Annotated in this window: 9 protein-coding genes and 2 pseudogenes; 7 read left to right on the top strand and 4 right to left on the bottom strand. The window is 38.9% G+C overall.

Features of this window, described 5'->3' with window-relative positions; translation table 11 throughout:
* The first annotated feature begins 32 nt into the window (after positions 1–32).
* The 7 genes and pseudogenes from accC (at position 33) to ACFJIZ_RS19545 (ending at position 9,304) form a co-directional block, all read left to right on the top strand.
* Positions 33–1,372: pseudogene (gene accC / locus ACFJIZ_RS19575) on the top strand (acetyl-CoA carboxylase biotin carboxylase subunit).
* A 79-nt stretch (positions 1,373–1,451) separates the two neighbouring features.
* The gene (tatC, locus tag ACFJIZ_RS19570; protein WP_379087979.1) at positions 1,452–2,333 is read left to right on the top strand and encodes a twin-arginine translocase subunit TatC; all 882 of its coding nucleotides are present in this window, start codon (positions 1,452–1,454) and stop codon (positions 2,331–2,333) included.
* Between the two features lie 138 nt (positions 2,334–2,471).
* Positions 2,472–2,906: a ribose 5-phosphate isomerase B gene (gene rpiB / locus ACFJIZ_RS19565; protein ID WP_379087977.1), complete on the top strand. Its 435-nt coding sequence runs from the start codon at positions 2,472–2,474 to the stop codon at positions 2,904–2,906.
* 108 nt (positions 2,907–3,014) lie between these two features.
* Positions 3,015–4,658 (top strand): M28 family peptidase, encoded by a 1,644-nt coding sequence (locus tag ACFJIZ_RS19560; RefSeq protein ID WP_379087974.1) that lies wholly within the window; start codon positions 3,015–3,017, stop codon positions 4,656–4,658.
* Positions 4,659–4,908: 250 nt separating this feature from the next.
* The gene (locus ACFJIZ_RS19555) at positions 4,909–6,297 is read left to right on the top strand and encodes a LutB/LldF family L-lactate oxidation iron-sulfur protein (RefSeq protein ID WP_379087971.1); all 1,389 of its coding nucleotides are present in this window, start codon (positions 4,909–4,911) and stop codon (positions 6,295–6,297) included.
* A 36-nt stretch (positions 6,298–6,333) separates the two neighbouring features.
* Positions 6,334–8,311 (top strand): annotated as a pseudogene (locus ACFJIZ_RS19550) (thiamine pyrophosphate-dependent enzyme).
* Between the two features lie 177 nt (positions 8,312–8,488).
* Positions 8,489–9,304, top strand: coding sequence for a hypothetical protein (locus ACFJIZ_RS19545; RefSeq protein ID WP_379087968.1), 816 nt, complete (start codon positions 8,489–8,491; stop codon positions 9,302–9,304).
* On the opposite strand, the gene ACFJIZ_RS19540 is transcribed toward ACFJIZ_RS19545, so the two are convergent.
* From ACFJIZ_RS19540 to ACFJIZ_RS19525, 4 genes are read right to left on the bottom strand one after another with little or no spacing between them, the layout of a single operon-like run.
* Positions 9,256–9,837, bottom strand: coding sequence for a SprT-like domain-containing protein (locus ACFJIZ_RS19540; RefSeq protein WP_379094143.1), 582 nt, complete (start codon positions 9,835–9,837; stop codon positions 9,256–9,258). The genes ACFJIZ_RS19545 and ACFJIZ_RS19540 overlap by 49 nt on opposite strands.
* Before the next feature lie 50 nt (positions 9,838–9,887).
* The gene (gene feoB / locus ACFJIZ_RS19535; protein ID WP_379094140.1) at positions 9,888–11,996 is read right to left on the bottom strand and encodes a ferrous iron transport protein B; all 2,109 of its coding nucleotides are present in this window, start codon (positions 11,994–11,996) and stop codon (positions 9,888–9,890) included.
* A gap of 13 nt (positions 11,997–12,009) precedes the next feature.
* Positions 12,010–12,225: a ferrous iron transport protein A gene (locus tag ACFJIZ_RS19530; protein WP_379087965.1), complete on the bottom strand. Its 216-nt coding sequence runs from the start codon at positions 12,223–12,225 to the stop codon at positions 12,010–12,012.
* 54 nt (positions 12,226–12,279) lie between these two features.
* The gene (locus tag ACFJIZ_RS19525; RefSeq protein WP_379087963.1) at positions 12,280–15,126 is read right to left on the bottom strand and encodes an outer membrane beta-barrel protein; all 2,847 of its coding nucleotides are present in this window, start codon (positions 15,124–15,126) and stop codon (positions 12,280–12,282) included.
* Between the last annotated feature and the right edge of the window lie 54 nt (positions 15,127–15,180).

The raw sequence follows: 15,180 nt of genomic DNA, 5'->3' as shown, positions 1-15,180 counted from the left end.
ATTAAATTGCTGTGATCCCAAACGTAAAAATTATGTTTAAAAAAATATTAATTGCCAACAGGGGCGAAATCGCTTTGCGTATCATTCGTACTTGTAAGGAAATGGGCATCAAAACGGTTGCTGTTTACTCTACTGCAGACAGAGAGAGTTTACACGTACGTTTTGCCGATGAGGCTGTTTGTATAGGTCCCCCTCCTAGTAAAGATTCTTACTTAAGTATTCCAAATATCATTTCAGCAGCAGAATTGACCAATGCCGATGCGATCCATCCAGGCTATGGTTTCTTATCAGAAAATGCAAAGTTTTCTTCTGTTTGCCGCGACTACGGAATTAAATTCATTGGTGCAACGCCAGAGCAGATCAATGGCATGGGCGATAAATCATCGGCCAAAGAAACCATGAAAATTGCGGGTGTACCAACCATTCCTGGTTCTGAAGGCTTATTGGAAAGCGTTAAAGACGGCATTAAAATAGCCAACGAAATGGGCTATCCAGTAATCTTAAAAGCTACTGCCGGTGGTGGTGGCCGTGGGATGCGTATTGTTTGGAAAGACGAAGAATTTGAAAATGCTTGGGATAGTGCCCGTCAGGAATCTGGAGCTGCTTTTGGTAACGATGGCTTATACCTAGAAAAATACATCGAAGATCACGTCACATTGAGATCCAAGTTATTGGTGATCAATACGGAAAGGCCTGTCACTTATCTGAAAGAGATTGTTCAATCCAACGCCGTCACCAGAAACTGGTTGAAGAGGCACCATCTCCATTTATGACCCCAGAATTGCGTGAGAAAATGGGTGAAGCAGCCATTAAAGGTGCCCTAGCGGTAAATTATGAAGGTGCAGGAACCGTAGAATTTTTGGTAGACAAACACCGTAACTTCTATTTCATGGAGATGAATACCCGTATTCAAGTAGAACATCCAGTTACAGAAGAGGTGATCAACTTCGACTTGATCAAAGAACAAATCAAAGTTGCTGCTGGTATTCCGATATCAGGCAATAACTACGTGCCAAATATGCATGCAATTGAGTGTCGTATCAATGCTGAAGATCCGTTTAATAACTTTAGACCATCACCAGGCAGAATCACCAATTTCCATTCGCCAGGTGGCCATGGTGTCCGTGTAGATACACATGTTTATGCAGGCTATCAGATTCCTTCAAACTACGATTCGATGATTGCCAAATTGATCTGTGTGGCTCAAACCCGCGAAGAAGCCATTTGTACCATGGAACGTGCTTTAAGCGAATTTGTGATCGAAGGTGTAAAAACAACCATTCCTTTTCACTTGAAACTGATGAAGGATCCTAATTTTAGAGCAGGTAATTTTACCACTAAATTTATGGAGACTTTCGAATTTTCAGAATAATATAATCTTTTCTTAGATTTAAATCGTAAATACCATTCTATATCAAACAGAATGGTATTTTTGTTTACAAATAATTTCAATGAGCGAGAACAAAGCCCAGGATCTAATTGATTCTATTAAAAATAAAGGAAAAAGTTTAGAGGCCGAAATGTCCTTCTTTGACCATATTGATGTATTACGCAAGCATTTATTGAGAGGACTGGCTGTAGTTACTGTGTTGACCATGGTTGCGTTCTACTTTTCTGATTTTATTTGGAGCAAAATTATAATGGGGCCAATAGACCCTAAATTTTGGACCTATCAAATGGGCTGTAAGTTAACGGCGATGTTTCCTTCCATTGGTCAGGATTTTTGTATCACCAAAATTGATGCAAAAATTATCAACACGGAAATGGCCGGTCAGTTTACCCTACAAATGAGTTCTTGTATCATGGCAGGATTTATTTTAGGTGTACCTTACCTTTTATTTGAAATTTGGCTATTTATTAAACCTGCCTTATTAGAGAATGAAAGAAAATCTTCGCAAGGTTTTGTGGCATTTGCCTCAATTTTATTTTTATCAGGTGTTTTGTTTGGTTATTACTTTATTGCGCCTTGGTCAATTAATTTCTTGATCAATTTTACGGTTGATCCAAGTATTCAAAATACTTTCACCATTGATTCATATCTTTCTACAGTACTTACCCTAACCCTAGGAACTGGAATTATTTTCCAATTACCGGTGGTGATCTTTATCCTTTCTAAATTGGGTGTAATGACCCCTCAGTTTATGAGAAAACATAGAAGATATGCTGCTGTTTTAATCTTAATTGTTGCAGCAGTGGTAACCCCTACTGCCGATCCTTTTACCATGATGATTGTGGCTATACCGCTTTTCTTCCTATACGAAATGAGTATCATGATTTCGGCTAACATCCAACGAAAAAAATTAAAAGCCGAAGCTTTATTCTATAAAAGCTAATCATCACTATATTTACCACGCTGAAAAAAGGGAGTAGCTGTAATCAGGTACTCCTTTTTACTTAATGTTACGAAATGATTAGCGCAACAAAAAATTTACGCGTAAGCTCCATAATTCTATATAAATTTGAAAATGCCTATGTTAAACAAATTAAAAATAGCCATTGGTGCAGACCATGCTGGCTATGACTACAAAGAAATCTTAAAAGCGCACTTAACTGCCCATGAGATTAAAGACTTTGGTACTTATGCTACAGATTCTGTAGATTATCCTGATTTTGCCCACCCTGTTGCCAATGCAGTAGAAAGTGGAGATTTTGATTTTGGTATTTTAGTATGTGGAAGTGCAAATGGCGTGGCCATTACCGCAAATAAACATCAACAGATCAGAGCAGCAATCTGCTGGGAGAATGAAATAGCTGCTTTGGCTAGACAGCATAACAATGCAAACATTATCTGCATCCCTGCTCGATTTGTGTCTACTGACTTAGCTAAACAAATGGCCGATACCTTTTTGTCAACTGCTTTTGAAGGCGGCAGACATGAAAAAAGGGTAGATAAGATATCTTGTTAAATAAAAACAAAACCAATATAACCACCATAAGTATTTTTTGCTTATGTGTTGAGCTTTAAAAAGCTCTTGCGTCAATAAAAACAACTCGAACAAAAACAATAATAACTGATGAAAAAACAATTTCTATACACCGGCCTAGCAGTAATGCTGAGTATGGGTGCGATGGCTCAGAAAAACCCTGATGCAGTAAAGTTTAGCGAAACGATCAATAAACAAAGAGGTTATGACCATCTTTCGATTTTAGCTTCTGATGAATACGAAGGCAGAGAGACCGGTAAAAAAGGTGCTTGGATGGCTGCAGAATATATCAAAAAGCAATTCCAAAGTTTTGGATTAAAAGGCCCGGTAAAAGGCAGTAGTGATCCTTATTTCCAGAAATTAGGTTATGCTTCGATCAGCCTTACCAAATCTGACCTAGTAGTTAACGGACAAGCTAAAGAAAGCTTTAAAGATTTTTATATGCCAACAAATACCGTACCTGCAAAAGGTTATGATATTAAGGCATCTTCTATCATTTTTGCTGATTATGGCTTAAATAAAGAGGAATTTAACAACTATGCTGGACAAGATGTGGCTGGTAAAGTTGTAATGATTTTCAACAGTGGTGATCCAGTAGCAAAACCAGCTCCAGCACCAGCGCCAGGAACAAGAAGAGCACCATCAAGCGTTGGAAGTCTACAAAACAAAATCAAATACCTGATTGAACAAAAAGCTGCTGGTGTATTGGTAATTGACCCAAACATCGAGACCATGACTCCTCAAATGAAGGCACGTCTGCAAAACAGCAATCCATATCTTCAAACTACAGAGAGAATCAAAAGTATGGCTACAGCAGCTTCATTGCCAACTGTAAACATCAGCGTAAGCTTGGCCAACCAGATTTTGGCTGGCGCAAATACTACTGTTGATGATGTAAAGAAAAAAATTGCTGAAACCTTAAAACCTGCAACTGTAGTATTGAACGTTCCTGTTCAATTTAGCGCAGCTAGCAAAGAAACCGATGTTAGAGCAGAAAATGTATTGGGTTACTTAGAAGGTTCTGATCCGAAGTTGAAAAATGAAGTATTGATCATCACTGGTCACTATGATCATATTGGCTTGGTACAAGATCCTAATGCTAAAGATAAAGTAAACAATGGTGCTGACGATGATGGTTCTGGTACTACCGGTGTATTGTTATTGGCTGAAGCTTTTACTAAAGCTAAAAAAGCTGGTAAAGGTCCAAAAAGAAGTATCTTATTCATGACCGTTGTAGGTGAAGAAAAAGGATTGTTAGGTTCTGAGTGGTATTCAGAGCACCCAGTTTTCCCAGTAGAAAACACAATTGCTGATTTGAACACAGATATGATTGGTCGTATCGGTGAAGAATATCTAAATAAACCAGATAGTGCTAATTATATCTATTCTGTTGGTTCATATAGATTAAGTACCGAATTGGGTGATTTAAGTGAAAAAATCAACAAAACGTATACCAATATGATTTTAGATTACAAGTATGACGACCCTAAAGATCGTCAATCAATCTATACACGTTCAGACCACTATAACTTCGCCAAATTAGGTATTCCAGTTATTTTCTATTACGATGGTATGTTACAACAAGATTACCACAGACCAGGTGATGAAGTAAGCAAAATCAACTTTGACCTATTGGCCAAACGTGCGCATTTAACTTATTATACAGCATGGGAATTGGCCAACAGACCTAACCGTCCTGTAGTTGACAAGAACTTGGATGGCACCAAAAAATAAATAGACCATCTTAAAAATATCATCCCGATAGTCAAAAGCTATCGGGATTTTTTTTGTCCAAAACTTTCCCAACAGAAACATTAAACTACTTTTGGTCTTGCAGCTATGCGCATTAAATGAACTATTGATACCGAGTGCTCGGTATTCCCTAATGAACAAATAACGAATGAACCAACAAACTGAAAACGGCGAACCGACAACTGTTAATTGAAAACTTTGGTCTTTAAGCTTTAGGCTTGTATATTTGGACATGATCAATACTGCGGAAGAATTCTTGGTAAAAGCTGATGAAAAGGCTTTTGACTTACCACATCGTAAAACCATTAACCATAACATTGGGAAATACAATGTTGCCGTAGAGCGAGGTCTGTCAAAATTTGAAAATCTAGAAGCATCTAAGAAAAAAGCACACGTGGTCAAATGGCGTGTGATGGAAAATCTGGATAAGTTTCTACCTGAATTTGAAGCCAATTTCCAAAAAAGAGGTGGAAAGGTGATTTGGGCAAATGACATTGAGGAAGCTCAAAAAGAGATTCTCAACATCATCCAAAAAAATGGTGGAAAAACAGTCATCAAATCTAAATCGATGACAACTGAAGAGATTCATTTGAACGAGTTTCTTGAAAAACATGATATCGAATCGCTAGAAAGTGATCTAGGCGAATATATTGTACAATTGTTGGGTCAAAAGCCTTATCACATTGTAACGCCGGCCATGCATTTGAGCAAGGAGGAAATTGCACAGCTTTTCCACGAAAAATTTGGGACAGCTGTAGATGCCACACCAGAACAACTGACCCAAAAAGCAAGAGAATTATTAAGAGAAAAATACCTAAGAGCCGATATAGGCATCTCTGGTGGGAACTTTTTGATTGCCGATACTGGCAGTATTGCCCTGACAGAAAATGAAGGCAATGCCCGTTTATGTACAACTTTTCCTAAAATACACATTGCGATAGTAGGCATTGAAAAAATCATCCCTTCTATGGCCGACCTCGACCTGTTCTGGCCCTTATTAGCCAGTCATGGTACTGGACAAAACTTAACGGTTTACAATACCATTTTAAGTGGACCGAGACAGCCAAATGAAACAGATGGACCAGAAGAAATGTATGTGGTGCTTTTAGACAATGGCCGCACCAATTTATTGGCCCAAAAAGAACAAAGACAAGCTTTATACTGTATCCGCTGCGGTGCATGCTTAAATGCCTGTCCAGTCTATAAAAACATTGGTGGACACACCTACAATACAACTTACAGTGGCCCGATTGGTTCTATCATCACTCCTCATTTTAAAGGGATGAAAGAATTTAAACACTTAAGTTATGCCTCAAGTCTATGTGGCAAATGCTCTGAAGTTTGCCCAGTAAAAATAGACATCCATAAAATGTTGTTGCTCAACAGAAGAGATGCGGCCAGCCAACACGATAATTCTAAAATGGAAGAGATTGGTTGGAGTTTATGGAAAAAAGGAATGAGCAAACGCGCTTTGATGGACATGGTGAGTGGCAAACTGAAAAACTTCTTCCTTAAAAAATTCTTCAAGAAAAGTTGGGGAAAGTATAGAGATATGCCCGAAATTGCCCCTAAATCTTTCTCTAAACAATGGGAAGAACACCAGAAAAATCGGGAATTATAAGTCTACAATCAATAACCTACAAGCTAACCAGATATGATGCAATTTGACAGAAAAGATAAAGATGACAATCGTCTTTTAATACTTTATAAGACCTTACTTTATCCCCGCATGGTAGAAGAAAAAATGCTTATTCTTTTACGTCAAGGTCGAATTGGCAAATGGTTTTCTGGAATTGGACAAGAGGCGATTGCCGTAGGCAGTACTTTAGCCATGCAAAGCGAAGAGTATATCCTACCTATGCATCGTAACTTAGGGGTATTTACCAGTAGGAATATTCCTTTAAAGAAATTGATGGCGCAATGGCAAGGTAAGTTATCGGGCTTTACCAAAGGTCGCGACCGTTCTTTTCATTTTGGTACGCAAGACTATAAGATTGATCGGCATGATCTCGCACCTTGGACCACAAATGGCCTTAGCTGACGGTATCGCCTTGGCTGATCTTATTGCGAATAAAAAACAGGCTACCTTGGTCTTTACGGGTGAAGGTGCAACAAGTGAAGGCGATTTCCATGAAGCCATTAACGTAGCTTCTGTTTGGAACTTGCCTGTGATATTTTTGATCGAAAATAATGGCTATGGCCTTTCTACTCCTATTAATGAGCAATTTAACTGCAAACATCTGGTAGATCGGGCAATCGGTTATGGTATTGAAGGCATCCAATTAGATGGCAACAATATCTTGGAAGTATATGATAAACTAAGTGAACTTGCTGAAAGTATCAGGGCAAATCCTCGTCCTGTTCTGGTTGAATGCCTTACTTTCAGGATGCGTGGGCATGAAGAAGCCTCAGGCACTAAATATGTCCCTCAACACCTTTTTGACGAATGGATAAAGAAAAGTCCTGTAAAGAATTTCGAAGATTATCTGGTTGCCGAAAACATCCTTAATGAAGAATTGATCGCTACGATCAAACGCGAATATAAAGCTCAGATTGAGCACGATGTTGAAGAAGCATTTAATGAGCCAGAACCAGAGGCACATACTGCAATTGAAGTGGCAGATATGTTCGCCCCTTATCAAGCACAACAAAGTCTGCCAGGCTCGGCACAAACCGAAAAAAGGTATCTGGATGCCATTAGCGATGGTTTACGGGAAGGCATGCAACGTTATGACAACCTAGTGATCATGGGGCAGGATATTGCAGAATATGGTGGTGCTTTTAAAATTACAGATGGCTTTGTAGCTCAATTTGGTAAGGCTAGGGTACGCAATACACCTATCTGCGAATCGGCAATTGTTGGAGCGGGCTTAGGCCTTTCTATCAATGGTTATAAAGCAGTAGTAGAAATGCAGTTTGCAGATTTTGTAACTTGTGGGTTCAATCAGATTGTAAATAACCTGGCCAAAACCCATTACCGTTGGGGCGAAAAAGCCGATGTGGTTGTACGGATGCCAACCGGTGCAGGTACTGGTGCTGGCCCTTTCCACTCGCAAAGTAATGAAGCTTGGTTTACCAAAACCCCTGGGCTAAAAGTAGTATATCCTGCTTTCCCGTATGATGCCAAAGGTTTACTGATTGCTGCCATTGAAGACCCCAATCCAGTTATTTATTTTGAGCACAAGTATCTGTATCGCAGTTTGAGTGGTTTAGTACCTGGTGGTTATTACACCGTAGAGATTGGTAAGGCCAATATCTTAAAACAAGGTGAACAATTATCCATCATTACTTATGGTTTAGGTGTACATTGGGCTTTGGACTATTTAAACAACCACCCAGAAATTTCAGCGACTTTAGTTGATCTGGTAAGTTTACAACCATGGGACAAAGCAGCCGTAGCTGCAGCGGTAAAAGCCACGGGCAGGGTAATTATTTTACATGAAGATACGCTAAGTAGCGGTTTTGGGGCTGAATTGGCTGCCTGGATCGCCGAAAACTCTTTCCAAGACTTAGATGCTCCAGTAATGCGTTGTGCCAGCTTAGATACAGCTATACCAATGAGCAAGGTTTTGGAGGATGATTTTTTGGCTAAAAGCAGATTAAGTGAAGCTGTAGAAAAAATATTGGCTTATTAAAAGAACAACATCCTGTAAAATTTTCTTATGCAGCCCTACCACGCTGGCCCATCAGCATATTTTAACTCTCAATTAATTAATATTTATAACCCTATTGTTGCCTATTATAAATCATAAAGTTGCATTGGCACGATAATAGCCTACACCTAATTGAGTTTCACAATATAAGGGCGTGCTATGAAAAGTGTATATTTTTTAATTACAATAGGCATATTTAGTACACTAATGGGCTGTAAGCAGTTTAAGGCTGATCATCCACAGGCTGGACTTGGAGATGAGCATGCCACAGATCTTACGGCCAAATCAATTCTGCATTATGCTGATTCTATAGATAAAAGCCTAAACGTTTTAGAAAAAACCACAAGTTTAGTCTATATGCTTGGCGACCTCTCCTTTTATGTAGAAAAATATAGCCTACACAACAAGCCCATTTTAATGGTAGAACATGCCTTTAATGGTGGGATCAGCAACAATCTAAAGAAATATTATTTGAGGAATGACAGCCTGATCTTTGAAACCATGAATAATCAACTCAGTAATGAAGATGGAAATGTTTTTAAGCAATCTAGAACTTACCTAAGAAACAATACCATATTTAGGATAGAAGATCGAAGTGCATCAGCAGAAACAGAAATCAAATCTCTACCTTTTGTCAATCTACCTCTTAGTCAAAATAATACGACCGATCAAAGCCATTTGGAAGATGTAAAAACCTTAGCTGATATGATCAATGGCACTGATAAATTTGATATGGTTTTTGAGAGCATTACAACCTATCCCGATTCGAGGTATATTGTTTTAAGAAGCAGGTTACAAAACAACTATACAGCCAGTATTCTGGTCAACCAAAAAGACGCCTTTATAGATAGCCTTTTAAATAAGCCAATCGATTTTAAAGATCAGAAATTAAAGATCAATTGGGTCATCAAAGACCAAGAGGCTGTTTATGTACCTGTAGCTAACAATACTTCGGCCAATGGATTGAAAAGATAGGTATTGCCATTGTCTAAACAAACACACCTATACCTTTTCCTAATTCTTTCTCCCTTTTCGAATTTCCGACCATCCTTTAAAGTAAAAACAGCATACAAGGGCAGTTCCTCTACTCTACTGGTAGACAGTTGTGCGTCATACTTTTTTAATGCCCTGGCCAAAGTTAGATCAGTACAGCTAGAAGCTGCAGGATTGTCTAAGTAATTCGCAATGGTTTGATGGATATCTGATGGAAACACCTGTAGCTCAAAAAACGGATTCATCATTCGCTTAAAATTGTTCTTCCATTCAGCGCCATGGGGTTTGGCCTTGTGTTTATGGTCATTCCAGGTCAGAAGATGTGCAAATTCGTGTACGGTAGTCACTAAAAAAGCATAGGGATTAAGGTCATTGTTTACAGATATCTTATGTCCTTTATTTTTAAAAGGATGCCTATAGTCACCTAGTTTGGTTGCCCTATTTTTTGAAATCTTAAACTCGCACTGAAAATAATCAATCCATTTGGCAATGATTGGTGCCGCTGGTGCAGGCATATACTGTGCTAATACATCAACTTTGTCCACAGCAGTAAATTTAACCAAATTTATTTTAAAAATTGATAGGCAATTAAACTAGCTACATAGGCCATTGCGGTCATGTACACCAATTGGATCATTGGCCATTTCCATGATTTGGTTTCTCGATATACTACCGCCACCGTACTCATACATTGCATGGCAAAGGCGTAAAAGAGCATCAACGAAAGCGAAGTGGCAAAAGTAAAAATCGGCAGACCTGTTGCTGGATCTTTGGCATCGCGCATTTTATTGCGGATGGTTGCGGTATCTTCGTCCCCACTATCTACACTATAGATTGTAGACATTGTACCCACAAAAGCCTCTCTTGCCGCAAATGAGGTAATCAAAGCAATACCTATCTTCCAATCAAAACCAAGTGGTTTAATTGCCGGCTCTATCGTTTGCCCTAGGATACCCGCATAAGAGTTTTCTAGCTTCTCTGCAGCCTTATCTCTTTCTAAGGAGGCCAACTGTACACTGTCTGTAGAAGTCGATTCTATGGTCGTGTATTTCTGTTCGATGTTTTCAAAACGTTTCCCCGGACCATAACTTGCCAACACCCAAAGTACAATTGAAATGGCAATAATTACCTTACCCGCTTCCAAAACAAAGGTCTTAGACTTTTCGTACATCGTAAAGATTACATTCTTCCAACGTGGCATACGGTATACCGGAAGCTCCATGATGAAATATGATTTTTCTTTGGCCTTGATGATAAATTTCATCACCAAAGCTACGAGAATGGCTGCAACGATACTGATCACATACATGGCCATCAGGGTTAGTCCTTGTAGGCTTAAAAAGCCAAAGACCATTTTATTCGGTACAACGAGCGAGATCAGCAAGGTATAAACAGGTAATCTGGCCGAACAGCTTACCAAAGGTGTAACCATAATGGTAATGATACGGTCTTTCCAGCTCTCGATGTTACGGGCACTCATAATAGAAGGTACAGCACAGGCAATACCACCGATCATAGGAACCACAGATTTACCACTTAGACCAAACTTACGCATGATCTTGTCCATCATAAACGTAACCCTTGCCATATAACCTGTATCTTCCAAAATGGATATCAAGGCAAATAAAATGGCAATCTGAGGAATAAAAATCACAATCCCACCTAAACCAGCCAAAACGCCATCTAATAATAAATTGGTCAAGACGCCATCTGGCAGGTGTGCATGACCCATATCTGTTAACCAGATAAAGGAAGTCTCGATCAGCTCCATCGGATAGGCCGACCAAGAGAAAATCGCATTAAAGATGAAGAATAAAATGGCGATGAAAATAAAGAAGCCCCAAAAACGATTGGTCAATATCGAGTCTAATTTATCTGTAACCTTAAATTTCTTCGCTGCACCGGTATCGATCACCACATCTTTTAAAATGGTGCTTAGATAACGGTATCTGGCAATGGTTTCTGCACCTTGTATCTTAGAAGATTCGAAATCGTTACCTTTTTCGATCTCTTCAATTTCTTGTTGTTCTTGTGGCGTAAAAAATGTCAAATGCTCATGTTGGTGCAATACCTGCAAGGCATAATAATCATTTGTGGTATTAAGCTTTGCCTTGATGGCTTTAATGGCCTCTGGTGCAAAAATATCGACATCAATATTCGCTACTTGTGTACAGACTTTAGATGTATTGGCAATCGCTGTCTTGAGCTTCTCCAATCCCTCATTTTTTCGGGCAGAAATAGCAACCACCTGAATCCCCAATCGCTCTGCCAACTTATCTGCATTGATCTGAATCCCTTCCTTCTGGGCCATATCTGTCATGTTCAACACCAGCAGCATTGGCAAGCCCAGGTCGGCTACCTGCGAACACAACAGCAGGTTACGGCGTAGATTGGTAGCATCGGCAACCAACACCACCATATCTGGGTGGCTCGGATTATTTTTGTCGGCCAATACCTGAAAAACAATACTTTCATCCTTGCTTTTCGGATACAGGCTATAGGTACCTGGAAGATCAATGATTTCAGCAGTTTGCTGATTTGGCAGTTTCGAAAAACCGGTCTTTTTATCTACGGTGATACCTGGAAAATTACCAATCTTCTGATTTAACCCTGTTAATAAGTTAAAAAGGGTAGATTTTCCGGTATTGGGATTACCAACTAATGCAATTCTAATATCGGCCAAGGTACTATTGGATTATAATGACAGATGCTTCACTTTTACGTAAACACAATTGGTACCCTGCAACGCGGATAGCGATGGGATCACCAAGTGGGGCAAAACGTTCAACTTCAACAATCTCACCTGGCAAACAGCCCATTTCCATCAACTTTACAGACATTTCCAAATCTGTAAAAGATACTATAGTTCCTTGTTCTCCTGGGTTTAATTGCGATAGCTTCATAATTAAAATTATGGCGCAATTTACCCTTTATTTATATTAAATCCAAATAAGAGGTTAGTTAAATCGGATCATTGGTGGTGGCATTGGTGCCCCAACTGCTGCTGCTCCAAATTTTTTCAATCGATAAGTCAAAGTCAGCAAGAAATACCTACGCATGCCAAGGTTTACACTTTCAAGAATATAAGTATCACTTGCAAACCTGCTGCTGTTTCTACTGTTGTTAAATACATCCGAAACCGTAGCTTTTAAGCTCAATGCTTTTTTCAAAAACAATTTCTCAAAATTTACATTGGCGGTATGTATGGTATTGTTATCAGCGCCTAAAGACACATTTGCGTTATAAACCACATTACTGGTTAAGGTAAAACGAAGATGATAAGGCAGGCTGGCGGTTAAGCTAAGGTTATTGAAAACGGTGGTAAACTTGGCGTCTGGCAAGTTGTTATAGTCGTAACTTATGTCCCTGATGCTTGCATTGATACGGTTTGAAAATTGTAGGTCGGACCCAATGGCATAGTTCAATGAACCCCCAAAATTGTACGATAATGCTGAAGATTTAACTTTAGCCCTATTTAAAAAGGAAGTATTTTTTGACGTCGCGATGTTAAAATTAGGGTTGATCGTTACGCCCAAGCTTTTGATCCTGAAACTTCCAGATACCCTTGCATTAAAATTACTATTGCCATCAATGTTATCGTAAAATGTAGTCTGTATACCTGTTTTTGGATCTAACATAGAATTGTTGATGATACTATTGTCGGTATTGGTGTAGCTTAGACCAAAATTGATGCTGCTCCCAGAGCTCGCATTAAACCGATTATAGCTTAAAGAGAGATAATTCTCTGCCGAAGGTTTAAGTAAAGGGTTTCCTGTAGTGATCTGCAATGGGTTTGAATTATCTGTTAAAGGTTGTAATTGCGAAATACTTGGCGTATTCATATACCGACTTCCGTTAACCGAAAGGCTCGATGTTTTAGTCATTTTATAAGAAAAATAGAAATTGGGCTGGAGCAGCACAAAATTTGTATTTACATTTTTATTGTTCATCAGATTGGCCCCACTTAAAGCTACATATCGCTGTGTGCTGTTCACACTTAAACTCATCTTTTCATTAGGTACGATGTTTAAATTCAGCCCAATGCCATGACTTTCGTTAAAGTTCTGTAAACTACGAGACAGGTCGGCATTGATCAGGTCGTAACGAGTAGTCCCCGTATTGTAATCGTAAACCATCCTATCTATGATATCTTCTCTTTTACTATAGCCATAACTTGCACTCAGCCTAATTTTTTTGGTAAGGGGCTCTGTATAATCTAAGTTCAACCCATAACTGTTTACATCTCCAGATTGATCGATCAGCTGGTTAAGGATAGTAGAGGTTGGCACACCATTATCATTAATAGTGATGTTTGACAGATTTAAACCATCCAATGCCGAATTGCTGAAATTACCGTTTAAACTAATATTATAACCTCTTCCGTTTTTATTTAGTTTTTTGTTAAAAGCAATTCTACCACCAAAACCAGGTGTTTTATTATCATTAGAATTGAGCGAATTTCCCTTATTGATATTTTGTTGGGTTGCTTGTGTATAAGAGCTAAACACAGCTGCATTTTCTGAGGTTCCACTACTCAGTCCAAAATTTGGGGTGATCTGAAGTTTTGCAGTTGAATCTATCGGAATGTCCAATCTCATGGTCAAACGATGGCGAATACTGGTTGTGGTAGCATCGGTATTCCGATCATTGAAATAACTATCCTGACTCAACAAATTTAACCTGCTGCTTAAACTTTGACGGACACCATAGTTCTTGTTGAACATGTAATTGAAGCTGATCTTGTTGGGCAGTTTTTTATTCTTTCCCCACTCATCATTAAAATTCAATCCAATCCCTTTGTTATCGTTGATACCCCCACCACTACTTCCACCAAAGCCATCACCACCAAAAGCTACAGATATATTACCTGCTCCATCTACCGATACTGAATTGATCATACCTGAACCAAACACATCGCCACCTAAAAAGTCTGACAAATCGTTGAAAGAGAAGCCTGTTTTATTGATGTTATTGGCCAAACTGATAATAGAAATCTGGCGCTTATCATTAAAGCGGTTGAGGTTAAACGAGGCATCGTACAGACTTCCATTGGCCTTCCCTGCCAGCGCATTTCCAAAATAACCTTTCTTTTTATCATCCTTTAGTTCAATGTTCAATACATTTTCCCGCTTGCCATCATCTATTCCTTTAAAAATTGCATCGTCTGTTTTCTTCTCTATTACCTGGATTTTCTTCACAATATCCTTTGGTAGGTTTTGGGTAGCTGTTTTTGGATCGTTACCAAAGAAATCTTTTCCGCCAACCAAAACTTTGTCTATTTTTTTTCCGTTAAAGGTAATGTTGCCATCTTTATCTACCTCCATGCCTGGCATTACTTTTAACAGATCTTCAACATTGCCATCAGCTTGGGTCTTAAAAGCATCTGCAGCAAATTCTATGGTATCCTTTTTAATGATCATGGGCAGTAGCTCGCTTTTTACCAAAATATCATTTAGGGTAATTGCACTTTCTTCCATTTCTATATCCCCAAAATCTACAACCGACTTTTCTTTGGTCAACTCAAAAGCCTTGATAATAGGTTTGTAACCAATCATGGCGAGATAGAGCTTATATTGCCCAAAAGCTAAGGCTTTGCCAGAAAAAATGCCTTCGGCAGTCGTAGCGCCCATGGCCGCCACCGTAGAGTCTTTTACATTTTTAAAAGCAAACGAGGCATAGTCTACAGGTTTTTTGGTTTTGGAATCAATGGCCTTTCCTTTCACGTTGCCTTTTTGGGCGAAAGTAAAAGTACTGATGAAGAGGAAGGAAAAAACAAGTAGAAGTTTAAAAGACAATAGTTTCATGATTGGTTTAGTTTAGTTTGTTTGGTTCTATACAAATAAACTAAATACCTAGTA

This window comes from Pedobacter sp. UC225_65 (genome assembly GCF_042698365.1).
Classification (GTDB): Bacteria; Bacteroidota; Bacteroidia; order Sphingobacteriales; family Sphingobacteriaceae; genus Pedobacter.
This window is presented reverse-complemented; position numbering and strand designations above follow the sequence as displayed.

Bases quoted from the DNA above. Each gene is read 5' to 3' on its own strand.
- ACFJIZ_RS19540 (WP_379094143.1), bottom strand. From the start codon at position 9,837: ATGCCTGCACCAGCGGCACCAATCATTGCCAAATGGATTGATTATTTT.
- ACFJIZ_RS19530 (WP_379087965.1), bottom strand. From the start codon at position 12,225: ATGAAGCTATCGCAATTAAACCCAGGAGAACAAGGAACTATAGTATCT.
- ACFJIZ_RS19545 (WP_379087968.1), top strand. From the start codon at position 8,489: ATGAAAAGTGTATATTTTTTAATTACAATAGGCATATTTAGTACACTA.
- tatC (WP_379087979.1), top strand. From the start codon at position 1,452: ATGAGCGAGAACAAAGCCCAGGATCTAATTGATTCTATTAAAAATAAA.
- ACFJIZ_RS19555 (WP_379087971.1), top strand. From the start codon at position 4,909: ATGATCAATACTGCGGAAGAATTCTTGGTAAAAGCTGATGAAAAGGCT.
- ACFJIZ_RS19560 (WP_379087974.1), top strand. From the start codon at position 3,015: ATGAAAAAACAATTTCTATACACCGGCCTAGCAGTAATGCTGAGTATG.
- rpiB (WP_379087977.1), top strand. From the start codon at position 2,472: ATGTTAAACAAATTAAAAATAGCCATTGGTGCAGACCATGCTGGCTAT.
- ACFJIZ_RS19525 (WP_379087963.1), bottom strand. From the start codon at position 15,126: ATGAAACTATTGTCTTTTAAACTTCTACTTGTTTTTTCCTTCCTCTTC.